This is a genomic window from Rheinheimera pacifica (assembly GCF_024809855.1).
Lineage (GTDB): Bacteria > Pseudomonadota > Gammaproteobacteria > Enterobacterales > Alteromonadaceae > Alishewanella > Alishewanella pacifica_A.
This window is the reverse complement of the sequence record NZ_JANUEM010000017.1, coordinates 23,184-43,067: the sequence shown is the minus strand read 5'-3', so window position 1 is coordinate 43,067 and position 19,884 is coordinate 23,184. Positions and strand designations below refer to the sequence as shown.

Genomic DNA, 19,884 nt, shown 5'->3' with positions numbered 1-19,884 from the left:
GTGTGGAAAACCAGCTTTGCAGACAAAGAGCCTGCCGAAAACAGGCTCTGAATATGTTTGTATCTGAAGTTTAGAATGTTAGTGGTTGGTATTCTCTACCTGTACGGCGGCTTTGGTATTAAATACCCCTTTCACCACCTGCCAGCTAACCGCCAGCGCACCAACGATAAACACCACGTCACCAATGGTACGAACCCAGCGCAGTGTATGCAGCAGATCGCTTTGCATCAGTGCTTCGCTGCGGGCATACCATAAACCTTCAGTGGCGCTGGCGTAGAACTGAATAAACCCGATAGGCAGCAGGCTGGTGAACAGCATCAGCGCCAGACCACCGTTTAACCACCAGAACGCGGTTTTCATCAGTTTTTCATCAAACACCAGTTGCGGACGGATATAGCGCAGGATCAGCAGGCTGAAACCCAGTGCCAGGAAACCATACACCCCGAACAAGGCTGCGTGAGCATGGGTAGGAGTGGTGTTCAGGCCCTGAATATAGTACAGCGCGATAGGCGGGTTAATCATAAAGCCTAATACCCCGGCACCCAGCATGTTCCAGAAAGCAACGGCAACAAAGAAGATCAGTGGCCATTTGATGTTTTCCATCCACGGTGCACGGCTTTTCAGACGCCAGTTTTCCCAGGCTTCATAACCCAGTACTACCAGAGGTACAACTTCCAGCGCACTGAATGTTGCGCCTACTGCCATGACCGGGGTAGTGGTACCAGAGAAATACAGGTGGTGGAATGTACCCGGAATGCCGCCCAGCATAAACAGAGAGGCAGAACCCAGACTGGATGCCGTGGCAACAGTACGGGATACCAGCCCCATATTGTAGAAAATAAAGGCCAGTGACACGGTAGCAAATACTTCAAAGAAGCCTTCTACCCACAGGTGAACAACCCACCAGCGCCAGTATTCCATTACGGATAAGTGAGTACGTTCGCCGTAGAATAAACCGGCACCGTAGAATAACCCGACACAGATTACAGAGGCCGCAAATAATGCCAGCAGGTTTTTGTCGCCCGGTTGTTTCAGTGCCGGAACAATAGCCCGCAGCATCAGCACTAACCAGAACAGTACGCCAACCCATTTGATAATCTGCCAGAAACGGCCGATATCAATATACTCATAACCCTGATGACCAAACCAGAAGCTGTACTGGTGCGGCATAATTTGCATAATGGCGAAGTAGTTACCAGCAAAAGAACCGACAACCAGCACAATTAATGCCCAGAACAGCACATCTACACCCAGTTTCTGGTATTTAGGATCTTTACCGCCGTTAATGACCGGTGCCAGGAATAAACCCGCAGCCAGGAAGCCGGTAGCAATCCAGAACATCGCTGCCTGAATGTGCCAGGTACGTGCCAAGCTATATGGCAGAATTTCAGTAGTATTCAGGCCATAGAAACCATCACCTTCGATAGTATAGTGCGCGGTAAAACCACCCAGAAACACCTGTACAGTAAACAGGGCAACAACAACCAGAATATATTTACCCAGCGATTTCTGGGAAGGCGTTAATGTTAAACGGCTGATAGGATCCTGAGCCGGGGCTTCGGGTTCTTCTTCGTCATGTTTACGCAGGAAGCAGAATGCCCACACCAGACCACCGACACCGGCGATTAACAGGATAATACTGACAATAGACCAGATCAGGTTTTCAGCTGACGGACGGTTATCAATTAACGGCTCATGCGGCCAGTTATTGGTATAAGTAACATCATGATCAGGGCGCTCAGTTGCTGCGGCCCAGGCAGTCCAGAAGAAGAAATGTGTCATTTCCTGACGGCGTTCCAGCGACGGCAGGGTGTTTTCCTTCATGGCATAGTTATGGCGGGTTTTAGTCAGCTCAGGGCTGTCGCCAAACAGGGCAATGTAATGGGCGGCAGTTTGTTCAATTGCCTGCAGCCGGGTATCGCTCAGTGTCAGCGTATCGGCGCTGCTGTTATAAGTGTTAGTACGGTATTCCTGTTTTAGCGCAAATTGCAGTGCATTTTGCGTGGCCGCATCCAGCGAGTCATAGCTCTGACCATACTGTTGCTGCGCGGTCAGTTCCAGCCAGGCCACCAGTTCACGGTGCAGCCAGTCTGCTGTCCAGTCTGGCGCCTGATATGCACCGTGGCCCCAGATAGAACCCAGTTGCATACCACCTACAGATTGCCATGCTGTCTGACCATTAAGAATACTCTCATTGGTCATCAGCACCTGGCCCTGCTGATCAACCACCTGCGCCGGAATGGGCGGCGCCGAGCGATACACTTCGGCGCCAAAATAGCCCAGTACTGAGAAGGTAATGGCTAAAATACCGATTAACAGCCACCAGAGTTTACGATATCCGGCCATACAACCCCCTTACATCATTGTTATTGTGCCTAAGTGTCATACTTCACTCCTGTTTTTATTAAACGGGCTTTACCCGCCGTTTTAACCATTACAAGAAATAAGCCAAAGATTAAGTGATTGTTATGTATTGAAATATTTTGTCTTTTGCTTGGTGCCGGGTGCTTTAGACCTGAGTAGGGCGGGGTTAAATTTACCCATTGGGTACTAAGTACCTATGCCGTTTGCTGCGAGGTGTTTTCTACCTCTTTGGCGATATAGGCTCAGAGTGAAAGTTGCTTTAAGGTAGTGCGCAGAAAAAGCTTAGAGGCAAGGCGCTATGGAGTACTATTTACAGGTAAAACAGTTACATATGTTTTGTGCTTATTTAAGCGCCGGTTTGTTTATTGGCCGGTTGCTATTGGATATGGTAGGTAAGCCAGGCTGGCGACAAACCCCGGCACGTTACTTACCTCATATTAACGATAGCCTGTTATTAACGCTGGCATTTACCTTGCTGGCAATAGGGCCCTGGCAACCCTTTGTGCACCAGTGGCTCGGGTTCAAAATTTTACTGCTGATTGGCTATATCCTGTTTGGTATTGGCGCGTTAAAACAAAGCCTGTCTCTGTCGCTAAGAGCTGCTTGTGTCGCCATGGCGTTGGCACACCTCAGTGGAATTTTTTATCTGGCCAGATTCAAGCCGTTGTTATTTGTCTAGCGCCGACTACAGCAGTATATTGCAAGTGCCTGTATAGGCAGTGTTATTTTTCGAGGTTATAAAGATACTTTATGTTGTGTGATGTGTTCCGAGGCAGGGGCTGAGATCAGCTTATTTTTGATTAACATTCGCCGTACACTCAGGCAAAGTTTGCCAAACCGGCGTAGCTCATCAAATTTGGGCACCCTGCCGTGCTTCATTGCGTTTTCCCAGAAACACAGTTCGGAATCGACCATTTCCAGCATTTTCTTCGGACAGCCGATACAATCGGTGTTAGTACCGCATATAAAAGTTGAAGGTTCATAAAGCGGAAGCTCAGTTTTTACCTGAGCGATTAACTGCTGCATGGCTGTTTTTAAATCAGGTTTTTTATCCATGATGCTGTACTGCCTGTATAGACCGGCAAAACCTGCACGGGATATTTCTGCGAATATTCACCTGCGTGGGATGTCCGGCATTAAGTAATGTTGTACAGAGTAGGCAAATTATTACCCATACAACTGCGGGGTTAAATTCCCACTAATGGGTATATCGGGTGCAGCCCGGAGTGTTGGCCCCAGGCTGTTGTATGATCTAACCGGTTCGCTGAGTGCGGGCTTGCTCTGCCTCTACGATCTGTGATTGTTGGCGGTGCTGCTGTTGCCGGTGATAATGACGTAGCTCATGCTCCTGGCGGCGGCCTTTGCTGAATGCCGATACCCGCTTCAGGTAGCCGATAACGCGGGTACCGTAGTCGATATCCGCGCTGCCACAGGCGGGGCAGTGCGGTAGCGTGCGTTTATCAATGGTTTCACATTGGTTACAGATGGTAATTTTGACGTTGACACAAAAGTAATTACAGCCGGTATGGGCGGCAATATTCAGCAGGTTTACATAGCCCGGCTGATCGAGTTTTTCCTCCAGGTTTAAATGTAGCGCTGAGCCGCCGTCGAGGTAATCCAGTAACTCGCGGCCATGCAGCTGGAATTTGTCCAGCGTATTGCTATGCTCGTCCTCTACCACATAAAAATACGAGTTATAGCAATCGCGCGGCACCAGATAGCCATCTTCGCGGTCCCACTTGGCATTTTTCACGCCCAGGTTTTCCGCTGGTACAAACTCGGTATTAAACATATAACCATATTCGGCTTTAGCGGCTTTGTTGGCATCGAAAATCACTTTTAAATGCTGCTGAACAAAGCGGATATAATCCGGGTTATTGCTGGCCACTAAGCCTTGTGATTCTGCGGCTTCTACCATGCCGTTAATACCGATAGTCAGAAACTGCTTATCCAGAGAGATAAAACTGGCATCGTATACTGTCAGTAAACCGGCTGCCTGATATTCTTCAATCAGCTTACGGTACGCCACCTGATACTTATGAATTTTACCTATCTCTGCGGCTAAATCGCGGCCATCCTGCACCAGCCGGTTCATATTCAGCGTAATCACATTGATGGAACCGGTTGCCACGCCACCGGCACCCAGTGAATACGAGAAGGTGTTGTCGCTGATTTCACTGCGTAGCCGGCAGCAACTGGCCAGCGAGTCGGCGTTGTCTGATTGATAAATAAAGAATGAGTTACCGGCCGCCATCTCGTGGGCGATGTCGTTGGCAAAGGCTGTGTCTTTACATTTACCGTTGTCGGTTAGCATCGCCACGGTAACGACCGGGAAAGTCAGCACAGTTTTTTCCCGTTCTCTATTAAACCAACTGAGGAAAAACTGCTGTAAGGCGGCTACCGACTGCCACTCTGGTTTTACAAAATCCGGAAATACAAAGTTGCCAAACATACTGTCAAAGTAATGCTGATCATACACGGAAATATTCCAGAACACGCTTTGATAACCGCGGGCTGCTGCCGGCTGGTTTAACGCATACACCACATGCTGCAGATGGTTGGCAATTTGCTTGCGGTGGGTTTGCAGGTAATTATCGCCATAATCTTTACGGGCAAAGTAATCAAAGTAGGTTAAAAATTCTACCGTAGCAACAGCACCGGCAAACTGGCTGGACACGGCAAACACAAAGTTTACAAAGCAGCCGCAAAACGATTCTAAGTGTTGCGGCGCTTGTGATTCGCCACCGAGCCTGGTTAAACCATCGCGTAAAAACGGGTACATGGTTACCGATACACAGTAAGGCTTTAAGCTGGTTTCGTCGTGTACGTAAATTTCATGCTTAGTAATTTGGCGCAGGTATTCGGCAGCCAGTTCAGCACCAAACAGCATGCTGATTTTATTGCTGACTAAGGCCCGGTTTACCTGAATAAACTGATCTTTCATCAGCTCAGCTTCCAGAGTGGCAATGTTTTTTTGTGTTACGTTGGCATTGGCATCCAGTTTCGAGCCATCAGCCGCATTATTTGCTGTCAGATAATTTTCAATAAACGTGAGTTTGCTTTGTAGTTGATGGAAATTCAGTGCTTGCATAGCGCATCTCTCAGCATGTTATGGTTGAATAAATAAATGATTCAGGCATTGGCCTGTACGTAAATCGGTAAAAACCTGGTTAGTATGCGGGCTGTTCAGGCCACCGTGCTCTGCCAGCCAGCGGCCGGTTTTCAGGTAAGTCAGTTGCTGCTTCAGTGCCGGACCGACATCATCCAACCCGGTATATAAACAGGTATTAAGGCCTGTGCTACGCGCCCGTGTTAACAGCTGCAGTAGCGTTTGCGGTTGCCATTCGCCGCCTAAAAACAGTACGCAGCTAATCAGGCCCTTATACGTTTGCAGCCGCTGTTGCAAATAGCTATCGGTTAACGCTGTGCCTTGCTCGCTGTGCCAGCTGTAGCCGCTATGGCAGCCTTTGCAACCCAACTGACAACCTGCGATGGTATAAGCCAGTGATACTTCGCCGGGCACTTCCTGAAAGGCGATTTGTTCATCAGTAAACCTAAGCATTGAACCCTCTATATAGTGTGTTTTTTTTTCATTATCACTAGATGTTGTGGTTTAGCTTAGCGCTAAGCTCGGGGCAAAGTTTGATCTGGATCATGTTTTTGCAGCTGTGAAAACTACAGCCTGACGCCAGGGCGCAGTTTTACTGCAGTTATTACCCCATCGGGAGTAAGACGCGGGGCTTGATGTGTGACATAGAAAATAAAAAAACCGCCCACTGAAAACCAGGGGCGGTACAGAGGAGCCAACATGCAGTATTGGCCAAGGTGGAACTATGAGAGAAGAAAAACGTAACGATGGCTACAATTGGTAGCTGAGCATCAGCCAAACTTTAGTAGTGTTCACTGCCAGGGTATCAGCGTTGTAATGCGCCAGTTTCAGTAAGGCAGATAATTGCTTATTCAGCGTGTAACCGGCGCTGGCATTCCATTCATCACCGTATTTGCTGCTACCGGCATCACTATCAAAGCGATGATAGGCCAGTGTCAGTGCCACCGCGTTTAGTTTAGTGCTGGCTTGCAGCCAGTTGTCGCGCAGGCCGGTATTGGGGGTAGTTAAAAACATATCGGCAAAACCGGAAAAAGCATGCAAGGTGGCCAGCGGCGTTTGAAAGGCGCTTTGGCCATCACCGGCTAAACGCTCCTGGCCGGCCTCCAACGTCACACTATCCAGCACCCAGCTCAGGCTTAAGCGGTGATAGTGATGGCTAAAACTTAACGGCGCCTTGTGCGCATCGTCTTGTTTAGCCAGCGCTAGCTGCCAGCTAAGCTTAGGTCCGCTGTTAAGCTTGCCCTGATAATCTGCGCCAACGGTGCGGCTATTGCGTGCTGCCCAGTTATCGAAATCAAAGTCATAGCCAAAAGCAGCCAACTGATGCGCCGGAGTTATCTGCCATTGCAGTAGTGCCGTATTGAAGCTGCCGTGTTGATCGGCAGCGGGGCTTTTGGGGCCAAATACCCGGTTAACATTGTAGTAATGGCCAAGCTCAGCGCTAAAGTTGCTGGCAAATGTTTGTTGCAGGCGGTAGCCATCCAGCGTTTGCTCATTCTGGCGCCAGCCTACACCGCCTAAAAAGCGTTGGTTTAGTTGGTTAACCAACTGGCGGCCAGCACTAAGCGTGGTGCCGCTGTCGTTCTGATAGCGCAGCAGGGCCTGATTAATATCGGTGCCTTTAGGGTCGGCCACCATGTTGTAATCTGTTTTACCATTGACGGTGCTGTTGTAATTGTCGTTACCCACCAGGCTGACATTATCAACCTGCAGTAAGGCGCTAATACCATAGGCTTTACCGGTATTAACGTTAACGCGGCTACGCAGGGTGGAGGCAAAGGCATCATCAAGCTGATTGTCCTGGCCGACATATTCCAGCCGATAGCGAAAATGCGCTGATACACTGCTTTGTGTCAATGCTTGCTCCAACTGCTTGCTGGCGCTGTCAGCGTGCGCAGGTGATGCTGCACAGGCAGCAGAGAATGCGAGAGTGATAGCAAAAGATAAAGCAGAAACGGTTGTTTTCATTGCTGGCTTCCTGACAATAGGCGACAGGGAGATCTTAACGCTAAATATATTTTTTTATAATTATATTAAATGGTTACCTACTTTATGGTAAGTGGGCAGAACCAGTTGGTACTGCGCTGTTTTCTCAGTTCTAAGTAACAGAAAAGCAAAAAAGGGCGCAAGCATGCGCCCCTCAGTAAGGCGATCGTTTTACTGCATTAGCGGCGAGTCGGATAGCTTAAAATCATAGCCTTCAATTTCTGCCGCAACTATCAGCGTATGAATATACTGCGCCACTGCTTTGCGGCGGACTTTTTCATTCAGGTATTCGGCTATTTTTTGTTGTACGGCACTAAACGGTAATAGCTTACCCGGCACTTTGCGGGCAATAAACACGATATGAAAACCGTAACGGCTTTCGATACCTTGCGGCAGCAAACCCGGCTCAGCACTAAAAATTTGCCGTTCAAACTCCGGCACCGTCTGGCCACGACTTATTTGGCCTAAGCTGCCGCCGGTTTCTTTTGACGGGCAGGCCGAGTAGTGTTTAGCCAGCTCAGCCAGGCTGTCGCCTTGTTGCAGCTGCAAAATTAATTGCTCGGATAAGGTCTTGGCTTCTACCCGGGCTTTATCATCCTCCGGTGCAGCGGCAAGCAAAATATGGCTGACCTCTAGCAGCGGCGAGCTGGCGAAGCGCTGCGGGTTTAGCTTGTAGTATTGTAAGCATTCTTCTTCCGATGCGGTGGGGATCGGCAGTTCGCGGCTAATCAGTGCATCCAGAAAGTCATCATCGCTGGCGCTGTTCAGCTCGCTTTTTACGCTCAGGCCCAGTGTTTTGGCGCGTTGACGTAATAATTCACCGATGATCAGTGATTCTGCAGCTTTAAGCGTAGCTGCGCGTTTGTTCGCCGCCGGATGGTATTGTACTTCGGCCATAATGGCCGCTTCGCTGATACTGGCATTGTTTACTTGTATCATTTTGAACCTCTGTGTTAGTTGTAGCTTGCTGCCCGGCTGCTGAAGGAGGCGAGCCGTTGTTGCTAAACAAAGCGTCTCCGGCATGGATGCCGGAGAGGAGCCTCCACGGATGGATTTACGGCGTCTTTGTGTGCAACACCGGCTTAAAGCCTCCCGGAGCCTGAAAGTTTAGCCGCTGGCTTCAGGTTGGAATCCCCGTCAGGCTCGTCACAGCAACTCGCTCGCTGCTTGCGCGCTCACTCAGACACTCTGTGCCGACCTGCCACGGTTCCAACCTTTCGCTTGCTATGTCTGTTATTTCCGCGTCCTTTAACGTACAAAACGCTGGCGTACTATCTGATGCTGGCGGCGTATGTATTGCACTGGTACGCTAAGCATGTGTACCAGGCGGCTAAACGGAAACACCACAAACAGCGTCATGCCCAGGAACACGTGCATTTTAAAAATCCAGTGCACGCCGCTAATAGCCTCTGCCGCTGCCACACTGTTAAAGGTAACGGTGTTTTGCGCCCAGGCCATTAGCTTTAGCATCTCGGCACCGTCCATATGGCCCAACGACACCGTGATACTGAGCAACCCCAAAATCAGCTGCGCATACAACAAAAACAGAATAACAATATCCATCGTATTGCTGGTGGCGCGAATGCGTGGATTGGTTAAGCGGCGTTTAATCAGTACGGTTAAGCCAAAGAAGCAAATCAGGCCGAACAAGCCACCGGCACCCACCGCGATCAATTGTTTCATTTCCGGTGTGATACCAAACAAATGCCAGATTTCTTTAGGCATTAACAAGCCAAAGAAATGCCCAAGGAAGATACCCAGAATACCGATATGAAACGGAATGCTACCCAAGCGCAGTTGCTTTTTCTCCAGCAGCTGACTGGAGCTGGTTTTCCAGGTGTATTGTTCTCTGTCGTAGCGGATCCAACTGCCAATCACCATAATGGCGATGGCAATGTACGGATAAATACCAAAGGCAAACAGGTTTAAGTGTGCCATGTTAATGCTCCTTTAAGCGCGCTTAGCGGCGGCTGCTTTATAAAGTTGTTCACCTGCTTCAGCGCTGCCAAGCAGCTCAGTGCTTAGCGGAATAAACTGATCGCGGCGCTGACCGTCGGTAGGTTTGTTACCTGTACCGCAGGCAGAGCTGGTTTGCTCGTTGCCGATAAAGCTGACCATCTCTTCCTCCCATACCTTGTCCAGCTCTTTGGGCGTATCGTCGCGCTTTTCGCCGGCGATCTGCTGTTTTATGTCAGCTAAATCGACTTCAGCGGCAGACAGCACTACCAGAGTGGCAAAAATGCAGGCGTAGTCAGACTCGCGCTGTTCAAGGCGGCACAGTAGTACCGCCAACACCGGCGCAATTTCCTCCAGGCCGATTTGCGCGTTTTGCTCACCCTGAGTGGATAAAAACTCCAGGTAAAGCGGCAGATAATCCGGCAGCTCTTTTACACCAATATCCAGCCCGGCTTCGCGATATTGCGCCAGTAGGTTCACCATGGCCTGGCCACGATCGCGTGACTCGCCGTGAATATGCTCAAAAATCAGCAGAGACAACGAGCGGCCGCGTTCAAACAGGCTGTCGTATTCAGACTGCCAGTCCATCAGCTCGCCGTTGGTGCGGCTGTTGATAAACGCGCTCAGGCTTTGCTTAAGCGGTTCCGCTATAGCAGTTTCGGCCACTATCGCCAGCAATTCGGTTTTAGCGTCTATCAGCGGCTGCTTTGGGTAATCCAGCAGCAAAGATAGTAGTTGTAGTATGGGCATGTTTTTTATGGTCATTGGACTTACTCCTGAATCTCTACCGGAATAACCTGACGTACACCTTTGGCTTTAGTGCCAAACAGATTTACGCCGTTATTACCATCACCACAGCCGTTACCAAAACTGAAACCACAACTGGATTTCAGGTCGTAAGCATTTTCGGCATAGGCACGGTGGCTGGTGGGAATGACAAATCTGTCTTCATAGTTAGCTAACGCCATATAGCGGTACATTTCTTCTACCTGCACCGGCGTTAAGCCAACCTGCTGCAACACTTCGGCATCTTCAACACCATCGACCTGTTGCGAGCGTTTAAAGGCGCGCATCGCGATCATCCGCTCCAGCGCACGTACTACCGGTGCCTCATCACCGGCGGTGAGCATATTGGCCAGATAGCGCAGCGGAATACGCAGCGATTTCAGATCCGGAATTTCGCCGTTCATACCCACATGACCGGCCTGCACTGCACTTTGAATAGGTGACAATGGCGGCACATACCACACCATCGGCAGTGTGCGATACTCCGGGTGCAATGGCAGGGCAACTTTCCACTCCATCGCCATCATATACACCGGCGAGCGCTGGGCGGCTTTAATCCAGTTATCACCGATACCTTCTGCTTTGGCCGCAGCAATCACTACCGGATCATTCGGATCAAGGAAGATATCCAGCTGCGCCTGATACAGGTCTTTCTCGTTCGGCGTATTGGCCGCTACTTCAATTTTGTCAGCGTCATATAGCAGCACGCCTAAGTAGCGGATACGGCCAACACAGGTTTCAGAGCATACCGTTGGCTGGCCAGCTTCAATACGCGGGAAGCAAAAGGTACATTTTTCTGATTTACCGGTTTTCCAGTTGTAATAGATTTTTTTGTACGGGCAGGCCGACACACACATGCGCCAGCCGCGGCATTTGTCTTGGTCAATCAGCACTATGCCATCTTCTTCGCGCTTATAAATGGCGCCGGAAGGGCAGGCCGCGACACAGGCCGGGTTTAAACAATGCTCGCACAAACGTGGCAGGTACATCATAAAGGTCTTTTCAAACTGACCGTAAATGTCCTTTTGCACCACCTCGTTAAAGTTTTGATCGATTTTGCGTTTGGCAAACTCGGTACCGAGAATTTCTTCCCAGTTCGGGCCCCAGTCAATCTTCTCCATCCGCTGACCACTGATCAATGAGCGCGGCCGTGCTACCGGCTGGTGCTTGGTATCACCAGCAGTGTGTAAATGCTGGTAGTCGAAATCGAACGGCTCGTAGTAGTCATCAATTTCCGGTAAGTCTGGGTTGGCGAAAATATTCGCCAGAATGCGGCGTTTACCGCCGATTTTCAGTTCCAGCTTGCCGCTTTTGTTGCGCACCCAGCCACCGTTCCATTTTTGCTGGTTTTCCCACTCTTTCGGAAAACCAATACCAGGCTTGGTTTCAACGTTATTAAACCAGGCGTACTCAACGCCTTCACGCGAGGTCCAGACATTTTTACACGTGATGGAGCAAGTGTGGCAGCCTATGCACTTGTCTAAATTCAGCACCATGCCAATTTGGGCTCTGACTTTCATAATAATTCCTCAAATCTTGTTAGGGGGCGAAACTCACAATGATGGATTTCGCGCCAGAGCAAGGCGGGGCCGGTTCGAAAAAGCGCAGTTTACGTACAAGTAAATGAGCATTTTGAGACCTGGCCTAACGCCGCGCTGGCGTGAAAGACGCTTTGTGGTTATGCCTCCTTGTCTAGCCAGTCGACTTTGCCCATTTTCCGGATGATGACAAACTCGTCACGGTTACAGCCAACAGTGCCGTAGTAGTTAAAGCCATAGGCTTGCTGCGCATAGCCACCAATCATATGAGTGGGCTTCATTACGGCGCGGGTAACCGAATTATGGATACCGCCACGGGTACCGGTTAACTCGCTGCCGGGCACATTCACAATACGCTCCTGGGCGTGGTACATCATGCTCATACCCTCCGGCACCCGCTGAGATACCACCGCGCGGGCGGCAATGGCACCGTTAACGTTAAAGATGTCGATCCAGTCGTTATCTTCAATGCCGGCGGCTGCGGCATCAATTTCACTGATCCAGACAATGGGGCCACCGCGCGATAGCGTTAGCATCAGCAGGTTGTCAGAGTAAGTACTGTGAATACCCCATTTCTGATGCGGCGTGATCCAGTTCAGTACGATCTCTTTATGGCCGTTTGGAGTTTTATTCAGTACCGGCTGCACAGTTTTTAAGTTAATCGGTGGCTTGTAGCTGCATAGCTGTTCGCCAAAATCGCGCATCCATTCGTGGTCCTGATAGAATTGTTGGCGGCCGGTAATGGTGCGCCATGGGATCAGCTCATGCACGTTGGTATAACCGGCGTTGTACGACACATGCTCATCTTCCAGGCCAGACCAGGTCGGCGAGCTGATAATCTTGCGCGGCTGCGCAACAATATCGTTAAAACGGATTTTTTCATCGGCTTTGGGCAGCGCTAAATGGGTGTGGTCGCGGCCGGTAATTTTACCCAAGGCTTCCCAGGCTTTAACGGCAACCTGGCCATTGGTTTCCGGTGCTAAAGATAAAATCATCTCGCAGGCGTCGATGGCGCTGTCAATTTTCGCCATGCCTTTGTTGGCGCCTTCGGCAGTGTGAACGCGGTTGAGTTTTTTCAGGAAGTTAACTTCCTCTTTGGTATCCCAACTGATGCCTTTACCGCCGTTACCCATTTTTTCCAGTAAGGGGCCTATTGAGGTAAAGCGGGCATAAGTATTGGGGTAGTCACGCTCGACAATATTAATATGCGGCATGGTAACGCCAGGAATGGCGTCACATTCACCTTTCCACCAGGCTTTAACACCATAAGGTTGCGCTAATTCGGCAGGGGTGTCGTGGTGCATGGGTATCGTAACCACATCGGTTTCTACGCCAAGGTGGCCAACGGCAGCTTTGGAGAATGCTTTGGCAATGCCTTTAAAAATTTCCCAGTCGCTGCGTGCTTCCCAAACCGGGTCAATTGCGGCAGTTAACGGGTGAATAAACGGATGCATATCCGAGGTATTCATATCGTCTTTTTCATACCAGGTTGCGGTTGGCAGCACGATATCTGAGTACAGGCAGGTGGTAGACATACGAAAATCCAATGTCACCCATAAATCTACTTTGCCCTCTGCTGGCTTATCGGTCCATTCCACATCCTCTGGTTTTTTACCACCAAACTCACCCAGATCTTTGCCCAATAAACCATGCTTAGTGCCAAGGAAATGGCGCAGCATATATTCATGGCCTTTACCGCTGGAACCCAGCAAGTTAGAACGCCAGACAAACATATTGCGCGGGAAGTTTTTTGGATCCTCCGGCTGCTCGCAGGCAAACTTTATGTTGCGATCTTTTAACTGCTGCACCACATAGTCTTTTAATTCAACACCGGCGGCTTTTGCCGCTGCGGCCAGTTTAAGTGGGTTAGTGCCTAACTGTGGTGCAGACGGCAACCAACCCATGCGTTCAGCCCGGCTGTTAAAGTCGATAATGCTGCCTGTCCATTTTTCTTTGTTGGCCAGTGGCGAGACCACTTCGGCCATGTCCAGTTTTTCATAACGCCACTGGCTGGAATGGTTGTAAAAGAACGAGGTACCGTTCATATGGCGTGGTGGCCGCTGCCAGTCAAGTGCAAACGCCAGCGGCGTCCAACCGGTTTGTGGCCGCAGTTTTTCCTGGCCTACGTAGTGTGCCCAACCACCGCCGCTCTGACCAATACAGCCACACATCATCAACATATTGATCAAACCGCGGTAGTTCATGTCCATGTGGTACCAGTGGTTTAACGCAGCACCGACAATAACCATAGAACGGCCGCGGGTTTTATCGGCATTGCGGGCAAACTCGCGCGCTACCCGAATCACATCTTCCGGGTTAACACCGGTAATACTCTGCTGCCAGCCCGGGGTGTAAGGCACGTTGTCGTCATAAGACTTGGCGCGGCTGTTATCACCAATGCCGTTATCGACACCATAGTGCGCCAACATCAAGTCAAACACGGTAGCCACTAAAGCAGTGCTGCCATCGGCCAGTTCGACGCGTTTGGCCGGAATTTTGCGGATTTGCACCTCGTTATGCGCCGTATGCTGAAAGTACTGATATTCGTGCGGCGCGCCACCAAAATATGGAAAGGCGACGTCGACCAGCTCGTCACGGCTACCTTTTAAGCTCAGCTGCAGGTCGATGTCGCCGTCTTTATCTTTTTGCTCCAGGTTCCATTTGCCGGCCTGGCCCCAGCGGTATCCAATGGCACCATTGGGGCTGGTTAAGCGGCCATCACTGTTAATGGCAATGGTTTTCCAGTCCGGGTTATTGTCTTCACCCAGGTTATCCACTAGATCGGCAGCGCGCAGAAAACGGCCCTGGCTCAGATGCTTGTCACCTTGCTCCAGCATCACCAGCATTGGCATATCGGTGGTGCGTTTTACATAGTCAGTAAAATACGCGCTTGGGTTATCAACATGGAATTCTTTTAAAATAACATGGCCAAATGCCATAGCCAGCGCAGCATCGGTACCCTGACGTGGGGCTAACCAGGTATCACCAAACTTGGACGCTTCTGAATAATCTGAGGTAATAACACAGGTTTTGGTGCCTTTGTAGCGTACTTCGGTTAAAAAGTGTGCATCCGGCGTGCGGGTTTGCGGTACATTAGAGCCCCACACAATAATGTAATTAGAGTTATACCAGTCGGCTGATTCGGGTACGTCGGTTTGCTCGCCCCAAACTTGCGGTGATGCCGGCGGTAAATCGCAGTACCAGTCATAGAAGCTTAAACAGTTACCGCCAATTAACGACAAATAACGCGCGCCTGCAGCGTAAGACACCATCGACATCGCCGGAATGGGCGAGAAGCCGGTAACCCGGTCCGGGCCGTAAGTTTTGGTGGTGTAGACGTTTGAAGCGGCAATCAGCTCGTTCACTTCATCCCAACTGGCGCGGATAAAGCCACCTAAACCGCGGCGCTCTTTGTAGCTTTTCGCTTTTACCGGATCGCTGACAATAGATTCCCAGGCTTTAACAGGGTCTTTATGTGCAGCCTTGGCTTCGCGCCACAGTTTCATTAATTGCTGGCGTACCTTGGGATACTTTAAGCGGTTGGCACTGTAGATATACCAGGAATAGCTGGCGCCACGCGGGCAGCCGCGCGGTTCATGGTTCGGCAAATCTGGCCGGGTACGCGGATAATCGGTTTGCTGGGTTTCCCAGGTCACCAGACCGTCTTTAACATAAATTTTCCAGCTACAAGAGCCGGTACAGTTTACGCCGTGGGTTGAGCGCACAATTTTATCGTGCTGCCAGCGCTGCCGGTAACCCTGTTCCCAGGTTCTGTCTTCGTTAGTTGTGACACCGTGGCCGTCGGCGAACGGGGCTTTGCGGGTTTTAAAAAACCGCAGTTTGTCGAGTAGGTGACTCATGGTTTACTCCTGGTCTTGTCCTGCATGAACAGACATTTTGCTTTTCTGGTATGCACACTATAGAAACAACAAGGGGATGATGCTTGATTTGGATCAAGGCAGCCATAGAGCTAAATACATGATAAAAAAAGAAAATACCCACAAGGTGGTAGTGTGGGTAGCGTTGTTATGCTTGATAATACGCTGGCAGTTACCCCTTATTGCGTGGTGTTGGCTGTTGCGGCTAACCCAGCAGGGAAAAAGGGGTAGCTCAATTGTGCCGCTGGTTTTAACGACAAACCAGCACGAGTGGCAATTAGCAGGTATGCTGTAGGCAGTAAACTAAGCGGAGCAGTTATGCGACAGTTTTCCATTGTTACCCGAATTAATATTGCGCTGGCCTGTATAGTTACGCTGGCGATAGGCACCATGCTGGCGTCGTATTGGTTATCGGATAAAACCGACAGTGACGCCTATGCTGTAAATGTCGCCGGATCGCTGCGGATGCAAAGTTACCGTTTGGCCTGGTTAACCTTGCAACAAGATGAAGTGAAGCTGGAACAAGCTGGCGAGCAATTTAGTCGCAGTTGGCAGCACCCTGTGTTTAAACGGTTTTGGCATAATGACAAGATAGTGCAGCAGTTCGATGCCGCGCAGCAGCACTGGCAGCTAATTGCGCCGTTGTTGCAACAGAAGCCGTTAGATATGCCGCAACTGGAAAGGCAGTTACAGCAACAAATTCAGCTGCTGGAAGACCTGGTGTTTTACATTCAGCAAGATGCTGAATATAAAGTCCGCAGTTTTCGCACCCTGCAGTTGGTGGCTTTACTGGCAACAGTGTTGTTGTCTGCCATTGTGATCTACTGGTTAAAAGTAATGGTGCAGCAGCCACTTGAAGATTTAACGAAAGGTGCCCGGCAGGTGGCAATGGGGGATTTTACTCACCGGGTAAATGTCGCAAATAATGATGAGCTTGGGGCGCTAGCGCATAGCTTTAATAAAATGAGTGACTCCATCGCTTATATGTACGGTAATTTGGAAAAGCGGGTGGAAGAGCAAACCGAAGCGCTGCAGCATACTAATACCACGTTGCGCTTTTTATATAATACGGCTCAGCGTATTAGTGAGCACGCACCCGAGTATGTTGACTTTAGTCAGATAGTTGCTGAGTTAAAAACGGTGGTGAAAGTAGACGATCTGGAGTTGTGTCTGTTTACTGAAGAGGGTGACAAACCCTATATGCAAGTGTTGACGGAAGATGGCAGTGACGCCCCTTGTGCGCAGGAAAATTGCGGTGATTGCCTCAGCTTGCCGCAGTTGTCGGGTTGCAACAGCAATAGCTACAACTATTTGCTGCACCGTGACAGAAAGAAATATGGCGTATTGGTGGCGCGTATCACAGAAGGACAACTTGATCGCTGGCAGCAAAAATTGTTGGCTTCGGTGGCCGATCAGTTGGCACTGGCACTGAGTTTAAAGTCAGAGGAAGAGCAGGTCAGGCGTCTGGCTCTGATGCAGGAACGCACTGTGATTGCCCGTGAGTTACACGATTCTTTAGCGCAGGCGCTGTCTTACTTAAAAATTCAGGTTACCCGGTTAAATAAAGCCACACAAAAAGACGATAAAGACACCATTGCCGATGTATCGGCTGAATTGAAACAGGGCCTGGATGCGGCTTATCGTCAACTGCGTGAACTGCTGACTACCTTCCGGCTTAAAGTGGATGGCGCTGGTCTGCACAGTGCGCTGCAAGCCTCGGTGAAACAGCTCAGCGAACAATCCGGCATGCAGATAAAGCTGGATTATCAGTTAACTAATATTCCGCTGGCACCACATGAAGAAATTCACCTGCTGCAAATTATTCGCGAGGCCAGCCAGAATGCGGTGCACCATAGTGCCGGTAGCGAGATTGTAATCAGTTTGCAGCAGCATAAAGGCGAGTCGATAGTGCTGGCAATAGAAGATAACGGTGTTGGCATCCCGCAATCGGCTGAAAAACTGAATCACTACGGTTTGGCGATTATGCAGGAGCGTAGTAAACACCTGGGCGGGACAATAGACATTCGGCGGCGTAGCCAGGGCGGTACCGGAGTGTATTTCAATTTTTCTCCGGAATACCTGCAGCATAAACAGCGTGCCTGATATTACTTAATGGGTATAGCTTCAACAACGTTGTTGCCACAAGCTAAGGCTATTAACCGCTTTGGGGAGGGAAACAGTGATGTCTGAAGTACAAGAGTATAACTTTACCGATTTTAATCAACTGATACAGCTGTGTAAGCAGTATCCTGAAAAAGCGGAGCTGTTACGGCAGCAGCTTATTGAGCGGCAGAGCAATGATGCTAACCACCGCTCTCTGTTGCAGTACCAGTTTGTCACTGAGCAACGCTTAAAGCTGCTACCGTCTGCAGAAGCAAAGCAGTTATTTATACAGCAGCAATTTGCACAGAATATTCAACGGTTACAAGGATGTTTAACTGAGCTGGAGCAAAGTTGTAAGAACGTGAGTAATTTAGTGCAGAAATGAACAACAAAGGCGCAGTAAATGCGCCTTTGTTTTGTCAGGGATTAAGGATTATAAAACTCGCCGTTTTTTCTCAGGTAAAAAAACCAGTTAATCAGCAGGCACAAGCCATAGAAAATGGCAAAACCTACCATGGCATACTCTGGTGTGGCGGCTTTTATTTGTTCTCCCAGTACCTGTGGTATGTAAAAGGCACCGTAGGCTGCTACCGCTGATGTCCAGCCCAGAACCGGGCCGGCTTGTTCTTTGGGAAATACCACCGCAATGGTGCGGAAGGTAGAACCATTACCAATACCACTGGCAGCAAATAAGCCTAAAAATATCAGGAAAAAAGGTACGAAGTACTGCTCCGGTGTCGCACTTTGATAGGCACGTTGCATATAGTAAGCCGCGCCTAAAGCACACAATATCATCACAACTGAGCATAACTGGGTGACAAAGGCACCGCCAAGTTTATCGGCTATCCAGCCACCCACCGGGCGAATTAAAGCGCCAACAAAAGGTGCGATCCAGGCGTAGGTTAATGCACTGGGGCCATTTGGGTTGGGTGTGCTGTGCGTCATAACGCCATCCACCATGATATGGCTGTAGCCAAAAATGACCTGAATAGATAACGGAAAGGCTGCAGAGAAACCGATAAAAGAGCCAAAGGTCATTACGTACAATACACTCATTACCCAGGTGTGCTTGTTATTAAAAATCTTATATTGCCGGTCCAAACTGGTACGAATGGCACCGGGTAAGAGTTTTAATAAGAAAACAGTGGCGAACAATACTGCTATAAGCACAATTTCTTTTGGAATGCCAAAACCTGAACCATTAGCCGATGCCGGTAAAATCAGCCATAAACCGGCAATAGAAGTCACAAAACCTATGCCGAGCATGGCCAGAATAATACTGAAAGATTTTATGGCCGATGGCAGCTTGGGGGTGACTTCTTCGGTGTGGATATTATTGGTGCCAAACCAGAGTAAAAAAGCCAGTGGCACTAAGGTAATTAGCCAGGCAAAACCGGCGTTTTGGATCCAGGTTGCAGTGCCTGCGGGAATAATGCCGGTTACCGTGCCACTGGCCTTAGCCAGCACCATAGGATCACCGCCACCCAGTAGAGTAAAGACTCCATACGACATAAAAATGGGCACCAGAATTTGCACTGTGGTGACACCAAAATTACCCAGGCCAGCGTTTAAACCCAGCGCTAAGCCCTGCTGTTTTTTTGGGAAAAAGAAACTAATGTTGGACATGGACGAAGCAAAGTTGCCGCCACCAATGCCAGATAGCAACGCCATCAGCTGAAACACCCATAGCGGTGTATCAATGCTTTGCAGCGCTAACCCGGTGCCCACTGCCGGTATCATCAGTAAACTGGTGGTGAGAAATAACGTATAGCGCCCACCACATAAGCGTACAAAGAAGCTGGACGGAATACGTAAAGTCGCACCGGTTAAGCCGGCTATAGCGGTAAGGGTAAACAGCTCGGCGGTGCTGAACGGGTAACCGACATTCAGCATTTGCACCGTAACAATACTCCACAGCATCCAAACACCGAAGCCACACAACAAGCTGGGGATAGAGATCCACAGATTGCGGTTGGCAACGCGTTGGCCTGTGGTTTGCCAGAAGTGTTCATCTTCCGGCTGCCACTTTTTCAGGTCTGACATAATAAACTCCTGTGAGAAACAGCAAACTAAATTGCCCAAACTATGCAGGCCGGAACTTATTGTCACAATGTATCTTCGGAGTTAGCTGGCAGCAGCGTGGGGATAGTTGGAGGTACCTACA

The 19,884-nt window shown here is 49.6% G+C and carries 14 protein-coding genes; 3 read left to right on the top strand and 11 right to left on the bottom strand.

Annotation, left to right across the window (positions count from 1 at the left end; genetic code table 11):
- Window positions 1-78: 78 nt before the first annotated feature.
- Window positions 79-2,346: a nitric-oxide reductase large subunit gene (locus M2404_RS17690; RefSeq protein WP_259241069.1), complete on the bottom strand. Its 2,268-nt coding sequence runs from the start codon at window positions 2,344-2,346 to the stop codon at window positions 79-81.
- A gap of 316 nt (window positions 2,347-2,662) precedes the next feature.
- Between M2404_RS17690 and M2404_RS17685 the strand changes: the two genes are divergently transcribed.
- A complete protein-coding gene (locus M2404_RS17685; protein WP_259241068.1) occupies window positions 2,663-3,043 on the top strand; it encodes a SirB2 family protein in 381 nt (126 codons plus the stop codon).
- A 56-nt stretch (window positions 3,044-3,099) separates the two neighbouring features.
- Here the strand turns inward: M2404_RS17685 and M2404_RS17680 are convergent, their stop codons facing one another.
- From M2404_RS17680 to M2404_RS17640, 9 genes are all read right to left on the bottom strand, one after another.
- Window positions 3,100-3,420: a hypothetical protein gene (locus M2404_RS17680; protein WP_259241067.1), complete on the bottom strand. Its 321-nt coding sequence runs from the start codon at window positions 3,418-3,420 to the stop codon at window positions 3,100-3,102.
- 196 nt (window positions 3,421-3,616) lie between these two features.
- Window positions 3,617-5,455, bottom strand: a complete 1,839-nt coding sequence (nrdD, locus tag M2404_RS17675) for an anaerobic ribonucleoside-triphosphate reductase (protein ID WP_259241066.1) — start codon at window positions 5,453-5,455, stop codon at window positions 3,617-3,619.
- A gap of 18 nt (window positions 5,456-5,473) precedes the next feature.
- Window positions 5,474-5,926, bottom strand: a complete 453-nt coding sequence (gene nrdG / locus M2404_RS17670) for an anaerobic ribonucleoside-triphosphate reductase activating protein (protein ID WP_259241065.1) — start codon at window positions 5,924-5,926, stop codon at window positions 5,474-5,476.
- Window positions 5,927-6,223: 297 nt separating this feature from the next.
- On the bottom strand, window positions 6,224-7,441 hold the full coding sequence (locus M2404_RS17665; RefSeq protein ID WP_259241064.1) for a hypothetical protein: 1,218 nt from the start codon (window positions 7,439-7,441) through the stop codon (window positions 6,224-6,226).
- 189 nt (window positions 7,442-7,630) lie between these two features.
- A complete protein-coding gene (locus tag M2404_RS17660; protein ID WP_259241063.1) occupies window positions 7,631-8,398 on the bottom strand; it encodes a peptidylprolyl isomerase in 768 nt (255 codons plus the stop codon).
- Between the two features lie 309 nt (window positions 8,399-8,707).
- Window positions 8,708-9,397 carry a respiratory nitrate reductase subunit gamma gene (gene narI, locus M2404_RS17655; protein WP_259241062.1) on the bottom strand — a complete coding sequence of 230 codons (690 nt, stop codon included), beginning with the start codon at window positions 9,395-9,397 and terminating at the stop codon, window positions 8,708-8,710.
- A gap of 12 nt (window positions 9,398-9,409) precedes the next feature.
- Window positions 9,410-10,180 carry a nitrate reductase molybdenum cofactor assembly chaperone gene (narJ, locus tag M2404_RS17650; RefSeq protein WP_259241061.1) on the bottom strand — a complete coding sequence of 257 codons (771 nt, stop codon included), beginning with the start codon at window positions 10,178-10,180 and terminating at the stop codon, window positions 9,410-9,412.
- A 5-nt stretch (window positions 10,181-10,185) separates the two neighbouring features.
- Window positions 10,186-11,721: a nitrate reductase subunit beta gene (narH, locus tag M2404_RS17645; RefSeq protein WP_259241060.1), complete on the bottom strand. Its 1,536-nt coding sequence runs from the start codon at window positions 11,719-11,721 to the stop codon at window positions 10,186-10,188.
- Between the two features lie 158 nt (window positions 11,722-11,879).
- Complete coding sequence (locus M2404_RS17640) at window positions 11,880-15,599, bottom strand: nitrate reductase subunit alpha (RefSeq protein WP_259241059.1); 3,720 nt, start codon at window positions 15,597-15,599, stop codon at window positions 11,880-11,882.
- A gap of 336 nt (window positions 15,600-15,935) precedes the next feature.
- On the opposite strand from M2404_RS17640, the gene M2404_RS17635 reads away from it, so the two are divergent.
- Window positions 15,936-17,720, top strand: a complete 1,785-nt coding sequence (locus M2404_RS17635; protein WP_259241057.1) for an ATP-binding protein — start codon at window positions 15,936-15,938, stop codon at window positions 17,718-17,720.
- A 79-nt stretch (window positions 17,721-17,799) separates the two neighbouring features.
- A complete protein-coding gene (locus M2404_RS17630; RefSeq protein ID WP_259241056.1) occupies window positions 17,800-18,105 on the top strand; it encodes a DUF3135 domain-containing protein in 306 nt (101 codons plus the stop codon).
- Between the two features lie 41 nt (window positions 18,106-18,146).
- On the opposite strand, the gene M2404_RS17625 is transcribed toward M2404_RS17630, so the two are convergent.
- Window positions 18,147-19,763 carry an MFS transporter gene (locus M2404_RS17625; protein ID WP_259241055.1) on the bottom strand — a complete coding sequence of 539 codons (1,617 nt, stop codon included), beginning with the start codon at window positions 19,761-19,763 and terminating at the stop codon, window positions 18,147-18,149.
- Window positions 19,764-19,884: the final 121 nt, after the last annotated feature.

What these genes read in the sequence shown, in the direction of transcription:
- narJ (WP_259241061.1), bottom strand. Translation starts at nt 10,180, where the DNA reads ATGACCATAAAAAACATGCCCATACTACAACTACTATCTTTGCTGCTG.
- M2404_RS17660 (WP_259241063.1), bottom strand. Translation starts at nt 8,398, where the DNA reads ATGATACAAGTAAACAATGCCAGTATCAGCGAAGCGGCCATTATGGCC.
- M2404_RS17625 (WP_259241055.1), bottom strand. Translation starts at nt 19,763, where the DNA reads ATGTCAGACCTGAAAAAGTGGCAGCCGGAAGATGAACACTTCTGGCAA.
- narI (WP_259241062.1), bottom strand. Translation starts at nt 9,397, where the DNA reads ATGGCACACTTAAACCTGTTTGCCTTTGGTATTTATCCGTACATTGCC.
- nrdD (WP_259241066.1), bottom strand. Translation starts at nt 5,455, where the DNA reads ATGCAAGCACTGAATTTCCATCAACTACAAAGCAAACTCACGTTTATT.
- narH (WP_259241060.1), bottom strand. Translation starts at nt 11,721, where the DNA reads ATGAAAGTCAGAGCCCAAATTGGCATGGTGCTGAATTTAGACAAGTGC.
- M2404_RS17630 (WP_259241056.1), top strand. Translation starts at nt 17,800, where the DNA reads ATGTCTGAAGTACAAGAGTATAACTTTACCGATTTTAATCAACTGATA.
- M2404_RS17640 (WP_259241059.1), bottom strand. Translation starts at nt 15,599, where the DNA reads ATGAGTCACCTACTCGACAAACTGCGGTTTTTTAAAACCCGCAAAGCC.
- M2404_RS17680 (WP_259241067.1), bottom strand. Translation starts at nt 3,420, where the DNA reads ATGGATAAAAAACCTGATTTAAAAACAGCCATGCAGCAGTTAATCGCT.
- M2404_RS17685 (WP_259241068.1), top strand. Translation starts at nt 2,663, where the DNA reads ATGGAGTACTATTTACAGGTAAAACAGTTACATATGTTTTGTGCTTAT.
- nrdG (WP_259241065.1), bottom strand. Translation starts at nt 5,926, where the DNA reads ATGCTTAGGTTTACTGATGAACAAATCGCCTTTCAGGAAGTGCCCGGC.
- M2404_RS17665 (WP_259241064.1), bottom strand. Translation starts at nt 7,441, where the DNA reads ATGAAAACAACCGTTTCTGCTTTATCTTTTGCTATCACTCTCGCATTC.
- M2404_RS17635 (WP_259241057.1), top strand. Translation starts at nt 15,936, where the DNA reads ATGCGACAGTTTTCCATTGTTACCCGAATTAATATTGCGCTGGCCTGT.
- M2404_RS17690 (WP_259241069.1), bottom strand. Translation starts at nt 2,346, where the DNA reads ATGGCCGGATATCGTAAACTCTGGTGGCTGTTAATCGGTATTTTAGCC.